Raw genomic sequence first — 24,572 nt, forward strand, 5'->3', positions numbered from 1 at the left:
TTTCGGTCAGGCGGAGGGCGCGTGGGTGGAGGACGTGAGGGTCATGAGGCGCATGAGGTTCTCCTGCGTGGCCTCGGACTTGTCGAGGCAGCCGGTGATGGCCCCCTCGCAGATCGTGTAGATGCGGTCGGACAGGCCGAGGAGCTCCGGCAGCTCGGAGGAGACGACGATGACGCCCTTCCCCTGCAGCGCGAGCTGCTGGATGATCCCGTAGATCTCGAACTTGGCCCCCACGTCGATGCCGCGGGTGGGCTCGTCCAGGATGAGGACCTCGGGGTCGGTGAACAACCACTTCGCCAGCACGACCTTCTGCTGGTTGCCGCCGGACAGCTTGCCGACACCCTCGTTGACGGAGGGGGCCTTGGTGCGCAGCGAGGTGCGGTAGCGCTCGGCGAAGTCGAACTCCTTGTGCCGGTCGACCACACCGCCCGGCGAGATCTTGCCGAGCTTGGCGGAGACCGTGGTCGTCTTGATGTCGTCCAGGAGGTTCAGCCCCAGCACCTTGCGGTCCTCGGTGACGTAGCCGAGGCCCTCCTTGATCGCGGTGGAGACGCTGGTCAGCTTGAGCCGGCGGCCCCGCAGGAAGGCCTCGCCGCCGAGGAGCTGGCCGTAGGAGTGGCCGAACAACGAGCGCATGAGCTCGGTCCGGCCGGCACCCATCAGTCCCGCGAAGCCCACGATCTCGCCCGCCCGCACCGTGAAGGACGAGCCCTTGCACACCAGCCGGCCGGGGATCTGCGGGTGCTCGACCGTCCAGTCGCGCACCTCGAGCAGGGTCTCGCCGATCTGCGGCGTGTAGTCGGGGAAGCGGGAGTCCAGGGGGCGACCGACCATGCCGCGGATGATGCGGTCCTCGTCCACGCCGCCGCCGTGGACGTCGAGGGTCTCGATGGACCGCCCGTCACGGATGATGGTGATGGAGTCCGCGATGGCGGCGATCTCGCCCAGCTTGTGGCTGATCATGATGCAGGTGATGCCCCGGTCGCGCAGACCGCGCAGCAGGTCGAGCAGGTGGGCCGAGTCCTCCTCGTTGAGGGCCGCGGTGGGCTCGTCGAGGATGAGCAGCCGGACGTTCTTGTTGAGCGCCTTGGCGATCTCGACGAGCTGCTGCTTACCGACACCGATGTTCTTGACCGGTGTCTCCGGGTCGTCGCGCAGGCCCACCCTCGACAGCAGCTCGCGGGCCCGCCTGTTGGTCTCCACCCAGCTGATGATGCCGCCCCTGGCCGCCTCGTTGCCGAGGAAGATGTTCTCCGCAATCGACAGCTCGGGGATGAGGGCGAGCTCTTGGTGGATGATCACGATGCCGGCGCTCTCGCTGGCCCGGATGTCCTTGAACTCCACCTCACGACCGTCGTAGAGGATGCGGCCGGCATACGTGCCGTGGGGATAGATCCCCGACAGCACCTTCATCAGGGTGGACTTTCCCGCGCCGTTCTCGCCGCAGATCGCGTGCACCTCGCCGGTGCTGACGGCGAGGTTGACGTGGTCCAGCGCCTTGACGCCGGGGAATTCCTTGGTGATGTCGACCATCTCGAGGATGACGGGCGCACCGGGTCGTGCCATCAGGGGGTCCCTTCTTCGCGACCTGACGACAACCGCGTCGTCACTCGTTCACAAAGTGAACTCGCTGGCGTGCCCGGCGTCAACCGCAGCGGCCCCTGCGTTGCGGGTTCGTGACGAAGGCCTCACTCAGTCGGCCGAGTGCGCGAGCGCCGCGGCGCCGAGGGCCTCGGTCCGGTCGCCCAGGGTCGTCAGGGTCAGCACCGTGGCCTCGGAGACGGCCGGGGTGGTGGCTCGCGAGAGCCCGTGCCGGATCGAGGGGAGCAGGGCCTCCCCCACGGCCGTCAACGGCCCCCCGACGGCGATCACGGCCGGGTTGATCACGTTGCACAGCCCCCCGCACACCTGCCCGAGGGCGGCACCGGCGTCCTCGAGGACGCGCAAGGCGGCCGGGTCCCCCGCCTGGACGAGGGAGATGAGCTCGGACGTGCGGGGCAGACGACCCGCCGACACCCCCAGCGCCGCCAGCATCGAGGGCACCGACGCGACGGTCTCCAGGCACCCGCGGTTGCCGCAGCGGCAGACCTGGCCGTACGCCGCGACCGGCAGGTGCCCGATCTCGCCGGTCATGCCGAGGTGGCCACGATGCACCCGGCCACCGAGGACCAGCCCCGACCCCACGCCCGAGGCCACCTTGACGTAGACGAGGTCCTGCACTCCCTTGTAGGCGCCCCAGCGCGCCTCGGCGAGCGCGCCGAGCGTCGCGTCGTTGTCGACGTGGACGGGCATGCCGAGCCGCTCGGCGAAGGTCTCGGCAACCGGCAGGCCGACCCACTCGGGGAGGATCGCCCCGTGGCCCACCAGGCCGGTCCGGACGTCGACCGGACCGGGTATGCCGAGGCCCGCCCCGACGAGGCGGTGCCCCGCGTGATCCGCCGCCACCCGCACCTCGGAGACCAGGTCCGCCACCACCTGCAGGCACTCGGAGGCCCGGTGGCCTGCCGGGAGCTCGTGCGCGGACTCGCCGACGACCTCCCCGGACTCCGTCGCCACGACGACGCGCACGTGGCGACGGCCGACGTCGATGCCGAGGGCCACCTGCCGCCCCGCCTGGGACACCAGCGTCACCTGGGTGGCCCGGCGTCCGGACGCGGTGGTCGTGCCCGTCGCGACCCGGCCGTCGTCCACCAGGGAGCGCACCAGGTTGGACACCGTGGCCGGGGACAGCCCCGTGGCCCGGGCCAGGTCCGCCTGAGTGGACGCGCCGCTCGAGCGCAGGTGCCGCAGGACGCGCTCGGTGTTGGCCCGCCGCAGGGCGCTGGGCGACCCGGATCCCCGTGGGGCGGTGCGGGATCGGGTGCGTCGGTCCTGGGGCATGGCTACACCATGAACCCGGTGACCTTTGCCGTCAAGAAGTGAACGCAACCTGTGACGAAGGTTATGACCTCAGCCGCGGACGACACCGCGCAGGACGACGGCCGTCGGGAACGCCAGGACGTCGAGGTCCTCGCGGGGATCGGTGGCATAGACGCAGAGGTCTGCCTGGGCACCCTCCTCGATCCCGGGCCGCCCCAGCCAGCGGCGCGCGGCCCAGCTGACGGCGTCGAGCACCGCAGGGGCGGGCAGCCCGGCCGCCCGCAGCTCGCGGGCCTCGGACCCCACCAGACCGTGCGGCAGCGACCCACCGGCGTCGGTGCCACAGTAGATCGGGACGCCGGCCTCGAAGGCCGTGCGCACGGTCTCGTGGCGTCGGCGGTGCAGGTCGAGCATGTGACGGTGGTAGTCCGGGAACTTGGCCCGAGCCGGCTCGGCGATCTGGGGGAAGGTCGCGATGTTGACCAGCGTCGGGACGATGGCGATGCCCTGCCGGGCGAAGGTGTCGACCACCTCGCCGCGCAGCCCGGTCGCGTGCTCGATGCAGTCGATCCCGGCGGCCGCCAGCTGCGGCAGCACCTCCTCGCCGAAGCAGTGGGCGGTGACCCGGGCCCCCTCCTCGTGCGCGACGGTGATCGCCTCGCGCGCCACGTCCTGCGGCCAGCACGGCGCCAGGTCGCCCGTCGCGCGATCGATCCAGTCGCCGACCAGCTTGACCCAGCCGTCCCCGCGCCGTGCCTGCGCACGGACCGTCTCGACGAGCTGGTCCGGCTCGATCTCGTCGGCGTAGTCCCGGATGTAGCGCCGGGTCCGGGCGATGTGACGCCCCGCGCGGATCACGACCGGCAGGTCCTCGCGGTCGTCGATCCAGCGGGTGTCGGACGGCGAGCCCGCGTCCCGGATCAGCAACGTCCCGGCTGCGCGGTCGCCCCTGATCTGGGCCTCGGCGGTCTCGGCGTCCACGGGCCCGTGCGCATCCAGCCCCACGTGGCAGTGGGCGTCGACCAGGCCGGGGAGCACCCAGCCGCGGATCGTCTCGCAGTCCCCGGACGGCTCGGTGAAGGTCACCCGGCCGTCCACCACCCACAGCTCGTCACGGACGTCGTCGGGGCCGACCAGGACCGGGCCGGCGAGGTGCAGCGGTGCAGCGCTCATGGTCGTGACCCTATCGGCGCGAACGCGTCGTCGCACCGCCAGGGAAGCACCTCGACCTAGGCCTGAATGCAGCAGTCACCACTACTGCTGGTCGCCGCGCGGTCGCCGGCCAGATCACGCACCGCACCAGGTCCATGACCGTCCGAAGTAGTTGCAACCCGTGAAGGTACAGCCGTATGCGATGACCCAACCGGCCAGTAGGTCGGACCGGAACCTGGTGGAGCCCCACCACCCAGGTGGGATCCAGCCCCTCCTGAGGAAGCGGTCACCATGTCCCCCACGCTCGCCCCCACGAGCCCCGAGGCCACCGCCCCTGCCGGCGCGCAGCGCGCCCAGGCATCGGTCGGCGAGCGCCGCCTCGGTCGCGTCCACGTCCTCGTCCCGGCCCACGACGAGGAGGCCGGGATCGCCAACACGCTCCTGGCCCTGCGCGACCAGACCTACCAGCCGCACACGGTGACGGTCATCGCCGACAACTGCACGGATGCGACCGTCGACATCGCCCGCGGCATGGGGGTCACGGTCGTCGAGACCGTCGGCAACACGGACAAGAAGGCCGGCGCCCTCAACCAGGTGCTCGACACGCTGCTGCCGACCTGGGGGCGGACGACCTCGTGTTCGTGCAGGACGCCGACTCTGCCCTCGACGCCCACTTCCTCGAGAACGCCGCCGGCTACCTCACGAGGCACGACCACCTCGGCGCCGTCGGCGGGACCTTCCGGGCGCAGCCGGCCGTGCAGCGCGAGCGCACCCGCCGCGCCGAGGCTCCCGCGGAGCGGTGGAGCCGCCTGACGTGGAACGCCAACTCCCGCTTCCTCCAGCACCTCCAGGACAACGAGTACGCCCGCTACGCCCGCGACGTCCGGCGTCTGGACGGCAAGTGCCTCGTGGTCACGGGCACGGCCGCGATGTTCCGGGCCACCATGCTGCAGGACCTCAGCCGGGCCCGCCTGGACGGGCGGCTCCCCGAGGGCGACGGCCGCGGCGGCATCTACGACCCGCGCGTTCTCACGGAGGACAACGAGCTGTCCTTCGCGATCATGCACCTGGGGTACGAGCTGCTCGCACCCCCCAGCTGCACGCTCACCACCGAGGCGATGTCGACCTGGCGCGAGCTGTGGCAGCAGCGCCTGCGGTGGAAGCGCGGGGCCGTCGAGAACTGCGTGCAGTACGGCATCACCCGGGTGACCCGCCCCTACTGGGGCCGCCAGCTGCTCACGATGCTGGGCGTCGTCATCACCGCGTTGTACCTCGCGGACGTCGCCCTGACGATCACGCTCGGGCACTTCATGCTCCAGCCGATCTGGCTGGGCATCACCGCGATCTTCTGCGTCGAGCGCTTCGTCACGGTGCGCGACAAGGGAATTCGCCAGCAGCTGCTCTCCGCCACGATGTACGAGCTGCCCTTCGACTTCTTCCTCCAGGCGACCCACGCCAAAGCCTATGCAGATGCCATCGCACGAACCGAAAGGACATGGTGACCCATGTACAACAACCCAGCCACCCCCGTCTTCGCCGCCGGAGTCGGCGGAGGCCTGACCTACGCAGGCTTCGAGAGCCTCTACCTCGCCATGGGCACGTTCGCCCTCGTGGCGGCGGTCTCGGCCGTGAAGCGGATGGCCCCGGTCTACCGCGGCAAGGCCGCCCGCGCCCGGGCCGCGATGCTGAACGAGTCCGCCTGACCTGGGGACCCGATCACACGCGACATACAGTGCGTAATGGGCGGTGACTGTGCGTAATATTGACGCATGGTCACCGCCCGTCGCCCTGCCCTTCGCCGTCGCTCCCTGCTCGCCGTTGCCGCCCTCGCGACGGCGTCCCTCGTGACCGCGCCCGCCGCCCTGCCTGGCGCGGGCGACCCCACCGCCGCCGCAGCCGCCCAGCCGACGGCCCTCACCTCCACCATCCCCCTGGCCCTCGGCGCCTACAGCCAGGGCATGGACCGCGATCCCCGCGTGCTCGACCGCACGGCCTCGGCCGTCGGGCGTCCGATGGCGATCGCCTCGGTCTTCCGCGGACGCGGTGACGACCCCTACTGGCCCTACCCGAGCGACCGGGCCATGGGTGCCACGCGCACCCTGCTCGTCGCCTGGTCGCTGGAGGACTACGGCAACTACGCCTACTGGTCGAGCGGCCGCGGCGACGCGGTGCTCCGCGCCAAGGCGCGCACGCTGCGTGCCTACGGTCGTCCCGTGGTCCTGCGTCCCTGGGCCGAGATGAACGCCGACTGGGTCGCGCACCAGCCGACCGCCGGCGCGGTCAAGAGCCGCGGCGGCAGCCCGGCGCAGTTCAAGGCCGCGTGGCGTCGGGCCGTCACGATCTTCCGCCAGGAGCGCGCCACCAACGTCCGGTGGGCCTTCAACCCCACCACCGACACGTATGCCGGGACCACCGACGTCCGCACGATCTATCCCGGCAACGACGTGGTCGACATCCTCGGGCTCGACGGCTACAACTGGGGCACGACGCGGACCCGCAACCTGGGCTGGCGCAGCTTCGACAACGTCTACGCGACGCAGTACCAGCGCCTCGTCGCGCTCGCACCGCGCAAGCCCGTGTGGATCTGCGAGATCTCCTCGGCCGACCCGGCCTCGGCCGGGGTGTCGCGGGTGCCGGTCAGCGCTCCGAGCGGTCGGAGCAAGGCGACGTGGTGGCGTGACGCCTTCGCCCGGATGAGGACGGGCTACCGCAACGTCCAGGCCGTCGTGATCTTCGACGTGGACAAGGAGCGCAACTGGCGGGTCGCCAGCTCGTCGGGCTCCGCGTCGGGCCTGCGCTCGGCCGTCGCGACGCCGATCCTCAAGCCGCGTCAGCCCTGACCCGCGGGGTCAGCGACCCAGGAACGAGTCGAACCCCTTGGGCAGCTGGGAGGCGTCCAGACCAGCGCCGTCGGCGCCGTCCGCGCCCCCGAAGGCCGACCCGAACGAGTTGACCTTGGCGGCCTTGGCCTTGTCCGCGGCGGCGCGCTCCTGCTCGGCGCGCTTGGCCGGGTTGCCCGACTTCCCCTTCTTGCGCTGGGGGGCCTGCTTGCCCTTCTTGCCGCCACCAGGCAGACCGGGCATGCCCGGCATGCCGCCCCCGCGACGCATCTGCCGCATCATCTTCTGCGCCTCGCCGAAGCGCTCGAGCAGGGCGTTGACCTCGGACACCTGCACGCCGGAGCCGCGGGCGATGCGGGCGCGCCGCGACCCGTTGATCTGCTTGGGGTGGGTGCGCTCGAACGGCGTCATCGACCGGACCATCGCCTCGACCCGGTCGAACTCCCGCTCGTCCAGGGCGTTGATGGCGTCGCGCATCTGGTTCATCCCCGGCATCATGCCGAGCATCGACTTCAGGCTGCCCATCTTCTTGATGGCGGCCATCTGCTGGAGGAAGTCGTCGAAGGTGAAGTCCTCCTCCGCCATGAACTTGCGGGCCATCTCGTCGGCCTCGCGGCGGTCGAACGCCCGCTCGGCCTGCTCGATCAGGGTGAGGACGTCACCCATGTCGAGGATGCGGCTCGCCATGCGGTCGGGGTGGAAGACCTCGAACTCCTTGACGCCCTCACCCGTCGAGGCGAACATGATCGGTCGCCCGGTGGTCTGGGCGACCGAGAGGGCCGCACCACCGCGGGCGTCGCCGTCGAGCTTGGTGAGCACGACACCGGTGAAGTCCACGCCGCGCTGGAAGGCGTCGGCGGTCTCCACCGCGGCCTGGCCGATCATGGCGTCGATGACGAAGAGGACCTCGTCGGGGTCGATCGCCGAGCGGATGTCGGAGGCCTGCTGCATGAGGGCCTCGTCGATCGCGAGGCGGCCGGCGGTGTCGACGATGACGACGTCGCGCTGCTGGCGGCGCGCCTCCTCGACGCCCTGGCGGGCGACGGCGATCGGGTCCCCGAAGCCCTGCGTGCCGGAGCGGCTCTCGATGGCGGCGTCGTAGCCCGAGACGTTGCCCCGCTCGGGGGCGTAGACCGGCACCCCGGCGCGCTCGCCGACGACCTGCAGCTGGGTCACGGCGTTGGGGCGCTGGAGGTCGGCCGCGACCAGCATGGGGGTGTGTCCCTGGTCCTTGAGCCAGTAGGCCAGCTTGCCCGCGAGGGTCGTCTTGCCGGACCCCTGGAGGCCGGCCAGCATGATCACGGTCGGGGGCTGCTTGGCGAAGGCGATGCGGCGCGTCTCACCACCGAGGATCGTGACGAGCTCGTCGTTGACGATCTTGACGACCTGCTGGGCGGGGTTGAGCGCCTCGTGCACCTCGGCCCCGAGCGCCCGGTCGCGGACCGCGGCGGTGAAGTGCCGGACCACCGGCAGCGCCACGTCGGCGTCGAGCAGGGCGACGCGGATGTCCCGGATCGTCGAGTTGACGTCGGACTCCGTGATCCGGCCCTTGCTGCGCAGGTGGCGGAAGGTGTCTGTCAGGCGGTCGGAGAGGCTCGTGAACACCAGACAAGGCTAACGGGTGACGGGTCGGCTGCCGACCAGGCGCTGCGGGCCGATCCTCGGCCCCGGGCCGTATGCCGCCCGCCCGGCGCCTCTCACGAGGCACCGTCGCAGGCGTCGATGAGGGCGGAGACCGTACGTGCCACGAGGCCCGGCGACAGCGGCTCGCCGGCGGCGTCGGTGAGGTAGAAGGTGTCGAGCGTCTGCCCGGCGTAGGTCGCGACGTGGGCGCTGCGCACCGACACCCCCTCCGCGGTGAGTGCCCGCCCCAGGTCGTGCAGCAGTCCGAAGGCGTCCCCGGCCCGGACCTCGAGCACCGTCGCGTCCGTGCCACCGGCAGGCACGACGAGCACCCGCGTCTGGCCCGGCGCGGCCGAGGCGGACCGGGAGCTGGCGGTGAGGGCGCGTCGGGGTGCGCGTCGGTCCAGCGCGGCGAGGGGTGCCCGGTCGCCGCCACCGAGCCGGGCCAGGCCGCGCCGCAGCGCGTCCAGGTCGACCGGGTCCTCGGCGGGCGACACGACGTGCCAGTCGTCGACGGCCAGCCCGTCGACGGTGCGGATGCTGGCGCTGCGGACCTCGAGCCCGTGCACGGCCATGAGGCCCGCCATGTCGGCGAACAGGCCGGGGCGGTCCGGGCAGACGACGCTGACCCGGTCGACCGAGCCGTCGCGCTCCACGCCCACCCAGGGGTGTCCGGCGGCGAGCTCACCCCGGGCCACCGCAGGGATCATGACCTGCGTGGGCTCGGCCTCCGGGATCGGTCGGACGGACCCCTGCGCGTCCGCGAGGCGGGCCCGGGTGCCGGCGACGAGGCGCGCGAGCAGCGACTCACGCCAGCTCGACCAGGCCTGCTCCCCCGCGGCGCGGGCGTCGGCCTCGGTCAGCGCCCGCAGCAGCGCTAGTCGCTCGGGGTCCTCGGCGACGGCTTCGACGGCGGCGGTGACGGTGGCTGGGTCCTCCGGGTCGCGCCGGGTCGCCAGCTCGATGAGGGTGAGGTGCCGACGCACGAGGGCCACGACGGTCTCGACCTCCTCGGGCGGGTAGCCCCAGCGCTCGAGCACCGGACGCGCTCGCGTCGCGCCCTCCTCGCTATGATCGCCCGCGCCGGCCACCTTGCCGAGGTCGTGCAGGAGCGCGGCGACGCCCAGCAGGTCGGGGCGGGCCACCTCGCGCGCGAGCCGGGACGCCTCGACGGCGGTCTCGACGCAGTGCCGGTCGACGGTGTGGCGGTGGATCCCGTTGCGCTGCGGGCGGCTCCGCACGTCGTCCCACTCCGGGAGCCAGCGGCTGACCAGGCCCGCCTGGTCGAGGTCCTCCCAGGTGTCGACGAGCCCGGGGCCGGCCGCCAGCAGGTCGCCGAGCAGGTCTCGGGCGTCCTGCGGCCACGGCACCGGCAGGTCGGGGCACCGGCTCGCGAGGTTCGCCGCGGTGGCGGGGGCGAGCGGCATACCGGCTCTCGCGGAGGCGACCGCCGCCCGCAGCGGCAGGAGGGCGTCGCGGGCCGGGTCCACCCGCGGGCCGAGGACGACCTCGCCGTCGTGGGCGTGCAGGCCGTGGCCGAGGGGGGTGAGGACGGGGCGCCGGGTGCGCACCCGCAGGGTCCGGGCGCGTTGCGCCTGCCCGGCGCTGCGCAGGGCGGCGTCGAGGTCGTGGGCGACGGCCCGCGCGGCCGTCGCCACGCCGGCGAGCATCGTGTCGCTGTCGGGCTCCGAGGTCAGCGCGGCCACGGCGTCCTGGTCGGGCAGGTTGAGGCGCGTCCGCCCGCGACCGGTGACCACGTGCAGCGCGTCGCGCACGTCGAGGAGCCGGTCGTATGCCGCGAGCACCTCCCCGCGCGGCCGCTCCGCGAGCCAGGCCACCGCGAGGGCGCGCAGGATCGTCATGTCGCGCAGCCCTCCCCGGGCCTCCTTGAGGTCGGGGTCGAGGCTCTGCGCCAGGTCCCCGAAGCGCGCGTGCCTCGCCTGCGCCGACTCGACCAGCTCGGGCAGGCGCTTGCGGGCGTTCGCGCGCCAGTCGTGGGCGAGGGCCGCCCGCACGGCGGTCACGACCTCCTCGTCACCCGCGAGCAGGCGCAGGTCGAGCAGGCCGACCGCCGCGGTGAGGTCGTCGGTGGCGGCCTTGCGGCACTGGGACAGCGACCGCACGGAGTGGTCGAGGCCGAGCCCGCTGTCCCAGAGGGGATACCAGAGGCGGTCGGCGAGGGCGGAGAGCTCGCCCTCGGGGACCCGGCCCTCGTGCAGGAGGACCAGGTCGAGGTCCGACAGGGGCCCGCCGTCGCCACGTGCCAGGCTGCCCGTGGCGGCGAGGGCGACGCCGGGCAGGAGACGTCCGGACGTGGCCTCGGCCCACAGCTCGCGCAGGGACGTGTCGGTCAGGGCCGTCACGGCCCCTCGACGGGCCTGGCCGGCCCCGCGAGCGGTGTGCTCGCGGGTGCCGGCCAGGCTGAGGCGTCGGTCGCGCAGGGTGGAGGGGGTGGCCGGGGTGGCGGCCGTGCGGGAGGCGGTGGCGGTCGTCATACCTGCTCCTGCTCCGACCCCTGTCCCTCCGGCCGTGCCGGCAGCGCCCGCTCCTGCGCCTGCTGCGCCAGCAGCGGCCCCACCGGTAGCTCCTTGTCCCGGACCGACGCTCGAGGTCACAGCGCGTCGACCCCGCGCTCGCCGGTGCGGACCCGCACGACCTCCTCGACGGGGATGGACCAGACCTTGCCGTCCCCGATGCGTCCCGTGGAGGCCTGGCGCACGACCAGGTCCATGACGTCCCGGGCGTCGCGGTCGTCGACGAGCAGCTCGAGGCGGAGCTTGGGGACGAAGTCCACGGTGTACTCCGCGCCGCGGTAGACCTCGCTGTGGCCGCGCTGGCGACCGTAGCCCGAGGCCTCGCTGACCGTCATGCCGGCCAGGCCGAAGGCCTCCAGGGCCTCCTTGACCGGGTCGAGCATGTGGGGCTTGATGATGGCGGTGATCAGCTTCATGAGTTCACGTCCTCCGTGGTGCGGGTGCCCTGGCCCCAGTGCGAGGTGGCGCCGATGGCGTCCCCGAGGGGTCCGGTCGCGCCGGGGCGGCGACCGATGGCGATGGGGGTCAGGTCGTAGCCCGTCTCGGCGTGCTGCGTCTGGTCGACGCCCTGCAGCTCGTCCTCGTCGCTGGCCCGGAAGCCCATCGTGGCATCGATGGCCTTGGCGATCACCCAGGTGACCACGAAGGAGTAGACGAGCACCGCGACCGCGCCGAGCGCCTGGCGCCACAGCTGGTCGAGCCCGCCGCCGTAGAACAGGCCGTTGACGGTGTTGACCGGGGCGGCGTCGGTGGCGAGGAAGCCGACCGCGAGCGTGCCGACCAGGCCACCCACGAGGTGGACGCCGACGACGTCGAGCGAGTCGTCGTAGCCGAGGCGGAACTTCAGGCCCACCGCGAAGGCGCAGGCCACGCCGGCGAGGACGCCGATGATGATGCCGCCGACCGGGCTGACGGTGGAGCACGCCGGGGTGATGGCCACCAGGCCCGCGACGACGCCCGAAGCGGCACCGAGGGAGGTCGCGTGACCGTCACGCAGACGCTCGGTGAGCAGCCAGCCGCACATGCCCGCGGCGGTGGCGCCGAGGGTGTTGATCCAGGCGATGCCGGCGAGGGGGCCGGCGCCGAGGGCCGAGCCCGCGTTGAAGCCGAACCAGCCGAACCACAGCAGACCCGCGCCGAGCATGACCAGCGTCAGGTTGTGCGGGCGCATCGGGTCCTTGCCGAAGCCGCGCCGCTTGCCGAGCACGAGGGCCAGGGCCAGGGCCGCCGCGCCGGCGTTGATGTGGATCGCCGTGCCGCCGGCGAAGTCGATCGCCTTGACCGTGTTGGCGATCCACCCGCCCTTGTCGGACACGACGCCGTCGAAGGAGAACACCCAGTGGGCGGCCGGGAAGTAGACGAGCAGCGCCCAGATCGCCGCGAAGACGCACCACGCCGAGAACTTGGCGCGGTCCGCGATGGCTCCGGAGATCAGCGCGACCGCGATGATCGCGAACGCCGCCTGGAAGCCGGCGAAGACGGTCGAGGGCACGGTGCCGACGACCGAGTCGGGGTTGAGCATCGTGTTGAGCCCGGCGAAGTCCAGGGGGTTGCCGATCAGCCCGCCCAGGGAGTCGCCGAAGGCCATCGAGTAGCCGACGAGCACCCAGAGCACGCCGACGATCCCCATCGCCGCAAAGCTCATCATCATCATGTTGAGCACGCTCTTGGAGCGCACCATTCCGCCGTAGAAGAGGGCAAGACCGGGGGTCATGAGCAGCACCAGCGCGGCACTGACGAGGACCCAGGCGGTGTCGCCGGTGTTGATCGCGTCCATGGGCTCAACCCTGTCGGGGCCGCGTTTCACGACCCGACGCGATCGTGTTTCCGTGACGTTAACCGCGACCGCGCCGCGTAAACACCGCGTGTCCCGCGGCTAGCGACCCCAGTGGCCGCCCATGGGCGGGACCAGCCCCGCGTCCGCCCCCGCCGCCCGCATCGCGAGGGCGATCGAGTCCACGGTGTCGTGCGCGTTGAGCCCGCTCGGGTTGGGGACGACGTGGACGATCGCGCCGTGCCAGGGCTCCGGCTGCCAACCACGCTCGACCTGCTTGACCCCGAACGCGATCCGGTAGGTCGTGATCCCCGCGAACGCCACGACGGTCGGACGCCGGTCTTGCACCACCGAGGCCAGCCGGTCCAGGCCCTCGCGCAGCTCCTCGGGGCTCACCTCGTCGGCGCGCGCCGTCGCGCGGGCGACCAGGTTCGTCATACCGATCCCCCTGTCGCACAAGGCGACCCGATCGCTGTCGGCCAGCCCGGCGCTCGGGTCCACGACCCGGGGCACGAGGCCGGCCCGGTGCAAGGCCGGCCAGAACCTGTTGCCCGGCCGCGCGTAGTGCGCGTCCACCGCCCCCGACCACAACGAGGGGTTGATCCCGACGAGGAGGAGGCGCAGGGGGTCCGGCAGCAGGTCCGCGATGACCCTCCCCCGGGCCTGCAGGAGCTCGTCGGCCGTGGGCCGCCGACCTTTCACGTATGCCGGGGAGCCCGCCGCCTCACGAGGCGACGGGCTCCCGCTCGGGTGCTGCGAGACCACTACTCGACGATGGCGTCGACGAACGCGACCGCGTCGAACGGCGCGAGGTCGTCCGGGCCCTCGCCCAGCCCGACGAGCTTGACCGGGACGCCGAGGGCGCGCTGGATGGCGACGACGATGCCTCCCTTGGCGGTGCCGTCGAGCTTGGTGAGCGCGATGCCGGTGATGGCGACCTCCTTGGCGAAGGCCTCGGCCTGCTTGAGGCCGTTCTGCCCGGTGGTGGCGTCGAGCACGAGGATGACCTCGTCGACCTCGGAGGTCTTCTCGACGACGCGCTTGATCTTGCCGAGCTCGTCCATCAGCCCCACCTTGTTGTGCAGGCGGCCGGCCGTGTCGAGGATGACGACGTCGACCTCCTGCTCGATGCCGGCCTTGACCGCGTCGAACGCCACGGACGCGGGGTCGGCGCCGTCGCGGTGGGAGCGGACGGTCGGGACACCCACGCGCTCGCCCCAGGTCTCGAGCTGGTCGGCGGCCGCGGCGCGGAAGGTGTCGGCCGCGCCGAGGATCACGTCGCGGTCCTCGGCGACGAGCACGCGCGCGAGCTTGCCGACGGTGGTGGTCTTGCCAGTGCCGTTGACGCCGACGACCATGATCACGGCTGGTCGGTCACCGCGGCGGGTGGAAGCGATGCGGCGGTCCATGGTGGGGTCGACCAGGGTCAGCAGGTCCTCGCGCAGCCACTCGCGGGCCTCGGCCTCGTCCGTGGTGCCGTCGACGCGCACGTGGGTGCGCAGCGAGTCGACGAGCTCGGAGGTGGCCTGGACGCCGAGGTCGGAGGCCAGCAGGGTGTCCTCGACCTCCTCCCACGCCGCCTCGTCGAGCCGGCCGCTGGACAGCAGGGTGAGCAGGGCGCGTCCGAAGGCCGTGTTGGAGCGGGCCAGGCGCGAGCGCAGCTTGTGCATGCGGCCCCGGGCGGACTCGGGCCGCTCGGTGCCCACCTCGGGCTCGGGGGCGGTGGGGGTCACGCCCGACGGTGCTCCGTCGCGGTCGCCAGGCTCGAGGGTCGTGGTGCGGGAGGTCAGTCCCTCGGGGTCCTGGTCGGGCGCTGGAGTGCCGGCCGCCGAGGACGACCGTGCGGTCTCGTCGTCGAGCTCGGCGCCGTCAGCAGATGCGCTGCTGGTGCTGGTGGCGCCGCCAGGCTGTCCGGGCTCACCGGGCGTGCCGGCGTCGCGACGGGGAGCCTTGGGCTCAAGGACGTCTCCCCAGGTCGGGGCAGGCGCGTCACGGCGAGGCTCGGGTCGGGTCGAGGGCGGCTTGGGGGCGTCCTTGGTCCGGCCGCCACGGCTGCGCACGAGGCCGACGAGCGCGACGACGGCGAAGACGAGGATGCCGACGATGAGGAGCAGGTAGTCCTGGAGGGTGTCCACGCCGCCATCCTCGCAAAGGTCGGCGCCCGACACACAACGCGCCGCCCGGCCGGCGCGACGCCGGACGGGCGGTGAGGGGTGTCCTGCGGGGTCGCGAGGACCCGCACGGCGACGGCCGGGGTCAGCGGCTGCTGCTGACCTTCTCCCGGGCGGCGGTGACGGTGTCGGCGACCCGCTCCTGCCCTTCGACGGTCAGGAGGGTGTCGCCCTCACGGGCGGCGGGGATGGCCACGAGGGCCACCACGACGAGGGCGAGAGCGAGAGCGAGCAGCATGCCAAGGATGACGACGACCATGACACCCAGTGTGTCCTGCCTGCCTGGGTGCCCGTCCAGGAATCGCCGCATCGCGTCCGGACTGTGATCAGGCTGGGCCATCAGAGTGAGCGGCGGCGACGGCCCCGGCGGGGAGGCCGTCGGCGGCGCCCTCGGTCACGCCAGCGCCCTCGGTGACGCCAGCGCCCTCGGTGACGCGAGCGCCCTCGGCCTCGTCGAGGTCGCGGATTCGCTGCGACACCACGGTCGTGACCCCGTCGCCCCGCATGGTGACGCCATACAGGGCGTCGGCGACCTCCATCGTGCGCTTCTGGTGCGTGATGACGATGAGCTGGCTGGAGTCGCGCAGCTCCTCGAAGAGCCCGATGAGCCGCCCGAGGTTGGCGTCGTCCAGCGCCGCCTCGACCTCGTCCATGATGTAGAAGGGGCTCGGCCGCGCCTTGAAGATCGCGACGAGCAGCGCCACCGCGACCAGCGAGCGCTCGCCGCCGGACAGGAGCGACAGCCGCTTGATCTTCTTGCCGGGGGGACGAGCCTCGACCTCGATGCCCGTCGTGAGCATGTTGTCCGGGTCGGTGAGCAGCAGCCGCCCCTCGCCGCCGGGAAAGAGCCGCGAGAACACTCCGACGAACTCCCGCGCCGTGTCCTCGAAGGCCTCGGCGAAGACCCGCTGGACCCGGTCGTCCACCTCCTTGACGATGTCGAGCAGGTCGCGCCGCGACCGCTTGAGGTCGTCGAGCTGCTCGGTCAGGAAGGTGTGGCGCTCCTCCAGCGCGGCGAACTCCTCCAGCGCCAAGGGGTTGACGCGACCGAGGGCGGCCAGGCCGCGCTCGGCCTTGCGGAGGCGCTTCTCCTGCTCGTCCCGGACGAAGGCGACGGTGCGGGGCTCGGGGGCCTGGGCGTCGGGCTGGGCGTCGGCCCCCTGCCGGCCCTCGGGGGCCTCGTGCTCGTGAGGCTCCTCATTGCCCTGGGAGTGCTGAGTGACCTTGGTCCCCTGGGAGCCCGCGCGCTCGCCCCGCGCCGGCTCCTCGATGACCGGGACCGGCTGGTGCGGGCCGTACTCCTCGACCAGGACGTCCGGCTCGATCCCGAGCTCCTCGATGGAGCGGGTCTGCAGCTGCTCGATCCGCAGCCGCTGCTGGGCGCGGGCCACCTCGTCCTTGTGCACCGAGTCGGTGAGCTCGCGCAGCTCGTCGGCGAGGGCAGTGACCCGGCGTCGTACGTCGACCAGCCCCGCCTCGCGGGTCGCCCGCTCGGCCTCGGCCCGGCCACGTCGCTCGGCGGCCTGCTCCACAAGCGAGCCCACCACGGTGACGGCCCGCTCGGCGCCGGCCTGGACCGCGCGGGCGACCTGGGCCTCGCGGCGACGACGCGCCAGGCGCTGGGCGGCCTGCTGCCGGGCCAGCTCCTCCTGCTGGGCCGCGCGCTCGAGCCCCGCCGCGCGACCGCCCAGCCCGCGCACCCGCTCCTCGCGGGTGCGCAGCGTCAGGCGCAGCTCGGTCTCCTGGTGCCGGGCGGTGGACGCCGATCCGGCGAGCTCGTCCCGGTGCTCGGTCGACGGCTCCGCCTCGTCCGGGTCGACCTCGGCCTGGGCGTCCTCCAGCCGCTGCTCGAGCTCGGCCAGCTCGCCCCGGTCGCGGTCGAGACCCGCCGTGATCTCGGCGCCTCGGCGCTCGGTGCGCTCGGCCTCGGCGCGGGCCGAGCGGGCGGTGGCGGCCAGGGACCCGAGCTTCTCAGCGACGGCCGAGAGCTGGGCGTCGTTGTCGTTGAGGCGGTCCAGCGCGGCGTCGAGCGCGGCTCCCGCCTGCTCGAGCCGACCCGCCGCCCCCTGCAGCTCGAAGGTCGCCCGCTCCCCCGCCGCCGTGGCCGCGTCGACGGCGACCCGTGCCTCGTCGACGGCAGCCTGCACCTCGAGCAGGCTGGGCGCCGAGCCGGATCCGCCCCTGGCGAACCCCGGCGCGTGGACGTCACCGTCGGGCGTGACCGCGGTCGCCCCGAGGCCGACGACCGACTCCACCGAGCCGGCGTCGTCGACCAGGGCCACCCGCTCGAGGATCCGCACCAGGGCGGGCCGCACGTCGGCGGGCACCTGCTCGATCGCGTCGATGGCCCACACGGCCCCTGACGGCAGGGCCGGCCACGCCGGCCCGTCCGGGTCGGACTCCCCCGCCACGACCAGCGAGACCTGTCCGGCGTCCTGCTCGCGCAGCAGCGCCAGCGCCGAGATCGCGTCCGCACGCTCGGCGACGGCCACCGCGTCCGACGCCCACCCGAGGGCGGCCGCCAGCCGGGCCTCGTAGCCGCCGCGGACCTGCACCAACGACGCCAGGGACCCGAGCACCCCGGAGGCAGCCGCGCCGCCGGGACCCTCCAGGAGCACCGCCGCTCCGTCCTTGCGTCGCAGGCCGAGCTGCAGCGCCTCCAGGCGGGCCGTCGACGAGGAGCGGTCGCGGTCGGCGGCACGCACCGCGTCCTGCAGCCGGGTCACCTCGGCCTGGGCGGCCTCACGCTCGGCCTCCGCGCGCTCGTAGGCCCCGTCGAGATCCTCCTCGCCCTGCTCGTGGTCGGCGATGGACATCTCCAGTGCGTGGAACTCCCTGTCCGCCAGCGCTGCTCGCTCCCGGGAGGCGGCGATGGTCTCGTCGAGCCGGCCGAGCTCGGCCTCGGCCGCCTCGATCCGTGAGCGTCGGGCCGCCACCTGCCCGGCCAGCCGCGCCAGCCCCTCTCGGCGGTCGGCCGCGGCCCGGGCGAGGCGGGCGAGCCGCTCGACCTCGTCCTGGTGCGCCCGCTCCAGCTCGCCGCGCCGCGTCACGGTCTCGGCGAGCTGAGCCTCGACCTGCTCGACCTCCCCGGCGAGCGCCTGCTCCTGGGCCCGCACCTGCCCGGCCTCGGCCCGCAGCGCCTCGGGATCGCGACCGGCCTGCATCGGCTGGTGGGCCTCGTCGTCCGCGAGCAGGCGGGCGCGCTCGGCGGCCAGGTTGCCGGTGCCCGAGATGCGGTCGCGCAGGGACGACAGGGCGAACCACTGCTCCTGGGCCCGGGCCACCTGCGGGGCGACCTCGGTGACGGCGGCCTCCAGCTGCTGCAGCTCGTCCTGGGAGGCACGCAGCGAGGCCTCGACCTCGGAGCGGCGGGCGAGCAGGGCCGTCTCGTCGGCGACCTCCTGCTCGAGCGTGCTCGTCAGCTGGACGAGGTCGTCGGCCAGCAGTCGCAGCCGGGCGTCACGGGCGTCAGCCTGGATGGTGGCGGCGCGCCGAGCCGTCTCGGCCTGCCGTCCGAGCGGCCCCAGCTGACGGCGGATCTCACCGGTGAGGTCCTGGACGCGCTGGAGGTTGCCCTCCATCTGCTCGAGCTTGCGCAGCGCGCGCTCCTTGCGCTTGCGGTGCTTGAGGACGCCCGCCGCCTCCTCGATGAACCCGCGCCGCTCCTCGGGGGTCGCCCGCAGCACGGTGTCGAGCTGACCCTGGCCGACGATGACGTGCATCTCGCGCCCGATTCCGGAGTCGGACAGCAGTTCCTGGATGTCCAGCAGGCGGCAGGCGGTGCCGTTGATGGCGTAGTCCGACCCGCCGTTGCGGAACATGGTCCGCCGGATCGTCACCTCGGTGTAGTCGATGGGCAGCGCGCCGTCGGTGTTGTCGATCGTCAGCGCGACCTCGGCCCGCCCCAGCGGCGGTCGCCTGGCGGTGCCGGCAAAGATGACGTCCTCCATCTTGCCGCCGCGCAGGCTCTTAGCCCCCTGCTCGCCCATGACCCAGGCGAGGGCGTCCACGACGTTGGACTTGCCCGAGCCGTTCGGACCGACCACGCAGGTGATCCCGGGCTCGAGCTTGAAGGTCGTCGCGGACGCGAAGGACTTGAAGCCCTTCATCTTCAGCTGCTTGACATACACGGTCGGCGGCGACTTCCTCGGCGGGGGACGCGGTCAGGTCGTCACTCTAGCGGCCGGGCCGTCCTGCGCCGGTTCACGGACGGTGATGTCGTATGACGAACCGCTACTTCTCGACCAGCGGCTATCTGTCGACGAACCTATTTCTCGACGAACCCAGAGGCGTCTCCGCGCGGCTCCCCGGGGACGGCCACGCAGGACTCGACGTGCCCTGGCCGGCGTCGCCCCGCCCCGGGAGGCGCGGCCGGCGACAGCCGCCGGCCAAGCTCCTCCACCGTGTCGGCCGGGCCCTCTGCCACCACCTCGACCCGCCCGTCGCTCATGTTGCGGGCGTGCCCGGCAAGGCCGAGCTCCAGCGCCTGGGCCCGGGTCCACCATCGAAAACCCACGCCCTGCACCATGCCTCGCACGAAGTAGGTCGTCCTGGCGGTGCCCTCGGTCATGACTCCCAGCCTAGGCCACCCGGATGGATCAGCCCGGCACCCCCCAACCCCGGCGAAGGCTGCGGCGTCCTCGATGCGTCATCACTTAGAGTGATCAGTGACCACTGAGGGTTGGGAGAAGGATGAACGTCAGCCGACGGACCGTCGTGACAGGGGCAGCCGCGCTCGGCGCGGCGACGCTGGCCGCATGCTCGGGGCGCACCGGCTCCTCGCCGGGTTCAGGAGCGAGCACCGGCCCCGCCCCCACCGCCACCCTCGTCGGTGGCACCGAGACGTCAGCGGCCTCACCCAGCCCGTCGAGCGGCCTCGGCGCCCCGATCGGGGACGGTTCCACCACCGAGCAGCGCCCCCAGCCCGGCCTGCCGACGATCACGAGGCTCAAGCCCGGCGAGACGCCACCGCAGTTCGTCGTCATCTCCTGGGACGGTGCCGGCAACCTCGCGAGCGACCAGCTCACCCGGTTCCGCAAGGCTGCCCAGCGCAACCACGCCCAGATGACCCTCTTCCTCACCGGCATCTACTTCGTCCCGGAGGAGAAGGCCGGCCTCTACCAGCCGCCCAGGCGCAAGGCCGGAGCCTCGGACATCGGTTGGCTCACCAAGCAGTCCTGCCGCCGCACCATCCAGGGCATCGGCGAGGCCTGGCACGAGGGGCACGAGATCGGCACCCACTTCAACGGGCACTTCTGCGGGCCCAAGGGAGGATCCAGCTGGTCCGTCCAGGACTGGAAGCAGGAGATCGACGAGGCCAAGAAGTTCGTCAAGACCTGGCGCACCGTCACCGGGTTCGCCGACCTGCCGCCCCTGCCCTTCGACTACGACAAGGAGCTCGTCGGCGGCCGGACCCCCTGCCTCGAGGGCTACGCGAACCTCCGCAGGGCCGCGACGGAGCTGGGCTGGCGCTACGACTCCTCCCACAGCCGCCAGCACGTCTGGCCCACCCGCCTGCCGGGCGGGCTGTGGGACCTGTCCATGACCATGGCGCCCTTCCCGGGCCGCAGCTTCCAGACCATCCCGATGGACTACAACTACATGGTCAACCAGATCGGTCCCAACCCCGGAGGCGGCAACCCCGCCGATCGCCCACGGTTCCAGGCGCAGCACCGCGACTCGCTCGTGCAGGGCGTGCAGCGCTCCCACCGCTCCAACCGCGCTCCGTTCATCATCGGCAACCACTTCGAGCAGTGGAACGGCGGCATCCACATGAACGCCGTCGAGCAGGCCATGGACGCCTTCTCCGCCATGCCCGGGGTGCAGATGGTCACCATGCGGTGGCTCTGTGACTGGATGGAGGCGCAGGACCCCCAGGTGCTGCGCAAGCTGCAGTCCCTCGGCGTCGGCGAGGCGCCCAAGGGCGGCTGGAAGGTCTACCTCGACCCTGCGGCCCCGACCTCCTCCCCTGCGGCGCCCACCCCCACCTCCACCTCCACCTCCACCTCCACCGCGAAGAATCCCTGACCCGCCGGCGGCGAAGGCATCAGCCGGGCTTCGTTCCCCAGGCTGATGATCCCGCCGGGGGTAGGTCCGTGGACCCTCCGGGTCGGCCGGCCTCGGCCGTATGCCGGACCGCCCGCCGTCAGCCGTGGTCGGCGCAGCAGGGCGTCGGCGTCGCCGTCTCGTAGGGCACGACCGTGCCCCCCGCAGCCGGCTGCACGACGAGCACGAGCCGGCCGGTGCGCCATACGGGCCGCACGTGCTCCCGGGTCACCAGGAGGGTCTCCGGACCGACCACCACGTCGGCGAGCCCCACCACCTCGTCGATCGCCGACCAGGCCAGCGCGTCGGCCACCGTCACGGTGCCCGTCAGGCGCGGCCTGCCCGGATAGACCACGGCGCGACCGTCGCGACCCGCCTCCGCGTCGGCAGCGGCACGCGCAGCCGAGTCGGCGAGCCGCGGATAGCCACCACGCGTCCCTGGGGCGGCGAGCCCGATCTCGTCCGGGCTCGCCGCGCCGGTCTGCGGCGCCAGGGCCGGCCGCAGGGCGGCGAGGATGCGAGCCAGGTCAGCGCTCGTGGGCGGTGCGGCCGTCCACCGCACCGACAGGGCCACGTGCGAGGAGGCGCCCACCTCCCCCGGCACCAGGTGGGTGGACACCACGGCGTCGTCGCGCCCAAGCCGGGACAGCACGTCACCGAGGATCTCGGCCAGGTGGTCGGCGTCCCGCACCGTCGGGGCCACCGGGTCGAGCCCGACGACCACCGTCGTGGTGTCGCCGGGCTCGACCGTCGTCGTGGTGCTCACGCGCGGGGAAGGACCCAGATGGGGTTGGTGTAGAACCACAGGTCGTCCCAGGGGTTGGCCGCACCGACGACGTCGATGGCCGGCCCGGCCTTGTCCACGGCCGCGCCCCGCAGCCCGACCGCGGTGCGCTTGCCGTCGGAGCCGCGCAGGCGGACGTAGACGCCGCGGTCACCGATGGTGACGGGACCGAACCTCAGCTCGACCCACTGCCCCGCTCCCACCGTGCTGACGTCCCAGCTGCGGACGACCTGCGTCTCCGGAGCCACGAAGGTGTCGCGGTCGGAGGCCGGACCGGTCACGAAGCCCGCGACGGCGTCGACCTTGGCCAGCCTGGGGACGAACTGCGCCCAGTTGGGCAGCGACTGCGTGCGGATCCGCACCACCAGCTCGGCCTGGGTGCCGCGGCGGACGGTGAGGACGCCACCGAGGCCGACCTCACGACCGCCGGCGCGCACCCGCACGTCGAGGTCCTGCACGAGGCGCCCGTGGTCCACCCAGACGCGTCCGTCGCGCAGGCCGGACATGACGGCGGCGTAGTCGCGGCGGTCGGCGCCGACGAGCGTGCGGCTGTAGTAGCCGGGCCAGTAGTCACCGTTGCCGGTGTCGGGGACCGGCCCGTTGACCGGGTCGGCGTAGTGCCCCTGCCTGGCGAAGTCGCTGTCCGGGCCACCGCGCACGGCGGTGTCGAGGTGGACGCTGTGGCTGTCGGAGTTGGCGGTGATCCACCACGGCTTGCCCTCCGACAGGAGGCTGTCCCACAGCCCGCCAACGGTGGCCGTCATCCAGTCGAAGCCGCCGAAGGTCCGGTAGCTCTCGAGCGGGTAGCCCGCGAACGAGTCCTTGCTCGGCGAGCCGTCGTAGTAGCCGCGGCCCGAGCCGGGGCCGTGCGGCTTGGGCAGGCCCGCCGCCTGGTGGCCCGGGGCGCCCTCCATGCCGACCGCGATGCGTCCTGGCACGTCGCGCCAGCCGCGGATCTCGTGCGGGGAGTCGATCCCCTTGCGCGCCGGGTGGTTGGCCAGCATCAGCGCGTCCTTGACCTCGCGCGACCCGACCGCCGAGGCGAGGTAGGCCAGGCCCTTGAGCGCCAGCGACTCGTTCTGCGGGGTGGATGCGGAGGCCTTCTTGACCGACCCGTCGTAGGTGTTCTCGAAGGCCTTGAGGACGGCCACCTCGTTGGCGCCGGGGTGGACGAAGACGGTGCCGTGCTCGGCGGCCGGGATGTTCCACTCCAGCCCCTGGAAGACGAGCATGTCGTCGAACTCCGCGCGAGCCGCCCGGATGTGCGGGTTGACCTTGTCGACGCCGATCTTTGCGTGCGTCTCCGAGCCGTGGTCCGTGATGACCATCCAGTCCAGGCCGTAGGCGCTAGCGTGCTGCACGTGGTCGACGACGCGGTACATCGCGTCGGACGAGAACTGCGTGTGGATGTGGTGGTCACCGGCGAGCCAGCGCCGGCCCCGGCCGTGACGCTTGCCCGCGTGGAGCATCTCCTGCTCGGCGGCGGCGGCGGTGCCGGTGCCCTGCTCGGTGACGAATCCGGCGGCCGCCACCCCAGCCCCCAGCACGCCGGCGGCGCGCAGGAAGTTGCGCCGGCCGAGGTCGCTCGGGGCCAGCTCCGTGTCGGGGACGTGCAGGTCCTCGGCCGGGCCGACGGGCGCGTCGTGGTCGTGGGAGTGGGTGTGCGGGTGCTCGTGAGAGTGGTCGTGAGGGTGGTGGTGGTGACCCATCGGGCGTCCTTCGCGTGCTCGTCAGGACCATCTCGCCGCCCCGGCGAGGTGGGTCGTCCGGGCATGAGTGCCCGGGCAGGCACCGTCAGCGTGCTCCCGCCGGGCAACGGTGCGGCGCGGCATCGCTGAACGCTCAGTGAACGTCTGGTGAGGTCGGAGGGGCTAGCTGCGAACGGTGGGATCGCCGCCGGCGCGCCGATCCCGCGGCCTCGGCTGGCACCGGGGGCAATAGTGGCTGGAGCGGTTCATGAACGCCTCGCGACGGATGGGTGTGCCGCACCGCCCGCACGGACGACCTTGCTGCCCATAGGCGTTCAGCGACCGGTCGAAGTAGCCGCTCGCCCCGTTGACGTTGACGTACAGCGCGTCGAAGCTGGTCCCGCCCTGCTCGAGGGCCTCGCGCATGACCTCGGCCGCGTGGTCCAGGACCCGAGCCAGCGTCGGCTTCGTGAGCGATGCCGTGTCCCGCAGCCCGTTGACCTGCGCACGCCACAGCGCCTCGTCCGCATAGATGTTGCCGATGCCGCTCACCAGCCCCTGGTCGAGCAGCGCCCGCTTGACCGCCACGTGCCGCGCCTTCGCCCGGCGCACCACGGCAGCCTGGTCATAGGCCGGCTCGAGCGGGTCGGGGGCGATGTGGGCGATGGACTCCGGTATGCCGGACGCCCGCCCTCCAGCGACGAGCTCGGACCAGGCGAGCCCGCCGAACGTTCGCTGGTCGACGAAGCGCAGCTGGCGCGCCGGCTCACCCGACGGCCCGACGAGGTCGAAGGTCGCGTGCAGGTGCTTCTCGGGCGGCGCGTCGGGCTCCTCGACGAGCAGCTGACCGCTCATCCCGAGGTGCAGGATCAGCGCGTCCGCGTCCCCGCCCTCGTCCTCGACGACGAGCCAGAGGTACTTGCCGCGTCGCTCGGCGGACCGCACCAGCCGACCGCGCAGCCGGTCCTCGAGGTCGCGTGGACCCGGCGTGTGGCGGCGGGCGACGCGGGTGCCGCGCAGGCTGACGTCGGCGAGGCGTCGCCCGACCACGTGCTCGGCGAGGCCCCGGCGGACCACCTCGACCTCGGGGAGCTCCGGCATA

19 protein-coding genes and 1 pseudogene are annotated in these 24,572 nt (G+C 72.9%); 5 read left to right on the top strand and 15 right to left on the bottom strand.

Going from position 1 to position 24,572, the window contains the following annotated elements:
• Positions 1–6 precede the first annotated feature (6 nt).
• From mmsA to K313_RS0112750, 3 genes are all read right to left on the bottom strand, one after another.
• On the bottom strand, positions 7–1,566 hold the full coding sequence (gene mmsA / locus K313_RS0112740) for a multiple monosaccharide ABC transporter ATP-binding protein (protein ID WP_029211927.1): 1,560 nt from the start codon (positions 1,564–1,566) through the stop codon (positions 7–9).
• Between the two features lie 126 nt (positions 1,567–1,692).
• Positions 1,693–2,880 carry an ROK family transcriptional regulator gene (locus K313_RS0112745; RefSeq protein WP_029211928.1) on the bottom strand — a complete coding sequence of 396 codons (1,188 nt, stop codon included), beginning with the start codon at positions 2,878–2,880 and terminating at the stop codon, positions 1,693–1,695.
• Positions 2,881–2,949: 69 nt separating this feature from the next.
• On the bottom strand, positions 2,950–4,032 hold the full coding sequence (locus K313_RS0112750; RefSeq protein ID WP_029211929.1) for an amidohydrolase family protein: 1,083 nt from the start codon (positions 4,030–4,032) through the stop codon (positions 2,950–2,952).
• 270 nt (positions 4,033–4,302) lie between these two features.
• Between K313_RS0112750 and K313_RS24715 the strand changes: the two are divergent.
• The 4 genes and pseudogenes from K313_RS24715 to K313_RS0112765 form a co-directional block, all read left to right on the top strand.
• Positions 4,303–4,524, top strand: a pseudogene (locus tag K313_RS24715) (hypothetical protein); the annotation flags it as partial.
• A 128-nt stretch (positions 4,525–4,652) separates the two neighbouring features.
• Entirely contained in the window at positions 4,653–5,513 is an 861-nt protein-coding gene (locus K313_RS21065) for a glycosyltransferase family 2 protein (RefSeq protein WP_276203036.1), read from the top strand.
• Between the two features lie 3 nt (positions 5,514–5,516).
• Positions 5,517–5,714 (top strand): hypothetical protein, encoded by a 198-nt coding sequence (locus K313_RS0112760; RefSeq protein WP_019287918.1) that lies wholly within the window; start codon positions 5,517–5,519, stop codon positions 5,712–5,714.
• Between the two features lie 66 nt (positions 5,715–5,780).
• Complete coding sequence (locus tag K313_RS0112765) at positions 5,781–6,851, top strand: glycoside hydrolase family 26 protein (protein WP_019287919.1); 1,071 nt, start codon at positions 5,781–5,783, stop codon at positions 6,849–6,851.
• Between the two features lie 9 nt (positions 6,852–6,860).
• On the opposite strand, the gene ffh is transcribed toward K313_RS0112765, so the two are convergent.
• From ffh to K313_RS0112815, 9 genes are all read right to left on the bottom strand, one after another.
• The gene (gene ffh, locus K313_RS0112770) at positions 6,861–8,456 is read right to left on the bottom strand and encodes a signal recognition particle protein (protein ID WP_019287920.1); all 1,596 of its coding nucleotides are present in this window, start codon (positions 8,454–8,456) and stop codon (positions 6,861–6,863) included.
• A 92-nt stretch (positions 8,457–8,548) separates the two neighbouring features.
• A complete protein-coding gene (locus tag K313_RS0112775) occupies positions 8,549–10,969 on the bottom strand; it encodes a [protein-PII] uridylyltransferase (protein WP_029211930.1) in 2,421 nt (806 codons plus the stop codon).
• A 116-nt stretch (positions 10,970–11,085) separates the two neighbouring features.
• Positions 11,086–11,424, bottom strand: coding sequence for a P-II family nitrogen regulator (locus K313_RS0112785; protein ID WP_019287923.1), 339 nt, complete (start codon positions 11,422–11,424; stop codon positions 11,086–11,088).
• The gene (locus tag K313_RS0112790) at positions 11,421–12,785 is read right to left on the bottom strand and encodes an ammonium transporter (protein ID WP_205621865.1); all 1,365 of its coding nucleotides are present in this window, start codon (positions 12,783–12,785) and stop codon (positions 11,421–11,423) included. Before K313_RS0112790 ends, K313_RS0112785 begins: the two co-directional genes overlap by 4 nt.
• Before the next feature lie 99 nt (positions 12,786–12,884).
• Positions 12,885–13,547: a mismatch-specific DNA-glycosylase gene (locus K313_RS0112795; protein WP_029211932.1), complete on the bottom strand. Its 663-nt coding sequence runs from the start codon at positions 13,545–13,547 to the stop codon at positions 12,885–12,887.
• On the bottom strand, positions 13,547–14,917 hold the full coding sequence (gene ftsY / locus K313_RS0112800) for a signal recognition particle-docking protein FtsY (RefSeq protein ID WP_019287927.1): 1,371 nt from the start codon (positions 14,915–14,917) through the stop codon (positions 13,547–13,549). The genes K313_RS0112795 and ftsY overlap by 1 nt, the downstream gene beginning before the upstream one ends.
• A gap of 121 nt (positions 14,918–15,038) precedes the next feature.
• Positions 15,039–15,212 (bottom strand): hypothetical protein, encoded by a 174-nt coding sequence (locus tag K313_RS23590; protein ID WP_019287928.1) that lies wholly within the window; start codon positions 15,210–15,212, stop codon positions 15,039–15,041.
• Positions 15,213–15,279: 67 nt separating this feature from the next.
• On the bottom strand, positions 15,280–19,083 hold the full coding sequence (smc, locus tag K313_RS0112810; protein WP_029211933.1) for a chromosome segregation protein SMC: 3,804 nt from the start codon (positions 19,081–19,083) through the stop codon (positions 15,280–15,282).
• Positions 19,084–19,220: 137 nt separating this feature from the next.
• The gene (locus K313_RS0112815) at positions 19,221–19,523 is read right to left on the bottom strand and encodes an acylphosphatase (RefSeq protein WP_029211934.1); all 303 of its coding nucleotides are present in this window, start codon (positions 19,521–19,523) and stop codon (positions 19,221–19,223) included.
• Positions 19,524–19,645: 122 nt separating this feature from the next.
• On the opposite strand from K313_RS0112815, the gene K313_RS0112820 reads away from it, so the two are divergent.
• Complete coding sequence (locus tag K313_RS0112820; protein ID WP_029211935.1) at positions 19,646–20,980, top strand: polysaccharide deacetylase family protein; 1,335 nt, start codon at positions 19,646–19,648, stop codon at positions 20,978–20,980.
• 118 nt (positions 20,981–21,098) lie between these two features.
• On the opposite strand, the gene K313_RS0112825 is transcribed toward K313_RS0112820, so the two are convergent.
• The 3 genes from K313_RS0112825 to mutM all read right to left on the bottom strand — a co-directional run bounded on the left by K313_RS0112825 (position 21,099) and on the right by mutM (position 24,571).
• Complete coding sequence (locus K313_RS0112825; RefSeq protein ID WP_029211936.1) at positions 21,099–21,764, bottom strand: hypothetical protein; 666 nt, start codon at positions 21,762–21,764, stop codon at positions 21,099–21,101.
• Entirely contained in the window at positions 21,761–23,491 is a 1,731-nt protein-coding gene (locus K313_RS0112830) for a PHP domain-containing protein (RefSeq protein WP_029211937.1), read from the bottom strand. Before K313_RS0112830 ends, K313_RS0112825 begins: the two co-directional genes overlap by 4 nt.
• A 162-nt stretch (positions 23,492–23,653) precedes the next feature.
• A complete protein-coding gene (mutM, locus tag K313_RS0112835) occupies positions 23,654–24,571 on the bottom strand; it encodes a bifunctional DNA-formamidopyrimidine glycosylase/DNA-(apurinic or apyrimidinic site) lyase (protein WP_029211938.1) in 918 nt (305 codons plus the stop codon).
• Position 24,572: the final 1 nt, after the last annotated feature.

Source organism: Arsenicicoccus bolidensis DSM 15745, assembly GCF_000426385.1.
Lineage (GTDB): Bacteria > Actinomycetota > Actinomycetes > Actinomycetales > Dermatophilaceae > Arsenicicoccus > Arsenicicoccus bolidensis.

Excerpts from the sequence above, each read along its gene's own strand:
- K313_RS0112775 (WP_029211930.1), bottom strand. The coding sequence starts at position 10,969 with ATGACGACCGCCACCGCCTCCCGCACGGCCGCCACCCCGGCCACCCCC.
- K313_RS0112750 (WP_029211929.1), bottom strand. The coding sequence starts at position 4,032 with ATGAGCGCTGCACCGCTGCACCTCGCCGGCCCGGTCCTGGTCGGCCCC.
- K313_RS0112760 (WP_019287918.1), top strand. The coding sequence starts at position 5,517 with ATGTACAACAACCCAGCCACCCCCGTCTTCGCCGCCGGAGTCGGCGGA.
- K313_RS0112765 (WP_019287919.1), top strand. The coding sequence starts at position 5,781 with ATGGTCACCGCCCGTCGCCCTGCCCTTCGCCGTCGCTCCCTGCTCGCC.
- K313_RS0112815 (WP_029211934.1), bottom strand. The coding sequence starts at position 19,523 with ATGACCGAGGGCACCGCCAGGACGACCTACTTCGTGCGAGGCATGGTG.
- K313_RS0112820 (WP_029211935.1), top strand. The coding sequence starts at position 19,646 with ATGAACGTCAGCCGACGGACCGTCGTGACAGGGGCAGCCGCGCTCGGC.
- mmsA (WP_029211927.1), bottom strand. The coding sequence starts at position 1,566 with ATGGCACGACCCGGTGCGCCCGTCATCCTCGAGATGGTCGACATCACC.
- K313_RS0112785 (WP_019287923.1), bottom strand. The coding sequence starts at position 11,424 with ATGAAGCTGATCACCGCCATCATCAAGCCCCACATGCTCGACCCGGTC.
- K313_RS0112745 (WP_029211928.1), bottom strand. The coding sequence starts at position 2,880 with ATGCCCCAGGACCGACGCACCCGATCCCGCACCGCCCCACGGGGATCC.
- mutM (WP_029211938.1), bottom strand. The coding sequence starts at position 24,571 with ATGCCGGAGCTCCCCGAGGTCGAGGTGGTCCGCCGGGGCCTCGCCGAG.
- K313_RS0112790 (WP_205621865.1), bottom strand. The coding sequence starts at position 12,785 with ATGGACGCGATCAACACCGGCGACACCGCCTGGGTCCTCGTCAGTGCC.
- K313_RS23590 (WP_019287928.1), bottom strand. The coding sequence starts at position 15,212 with ATGGTCGTCGTCATCCTTGGCATGCTGCTCGCTCTCGCTCTCGCCCTC.
- K313_RS0112830 (WP_029211937.1), bottom strand. The coding sequence starts at position 23,491 with ATGGGTCACCACCACCACCCTCACGACCACTCTCACGAGCACCCGCAC.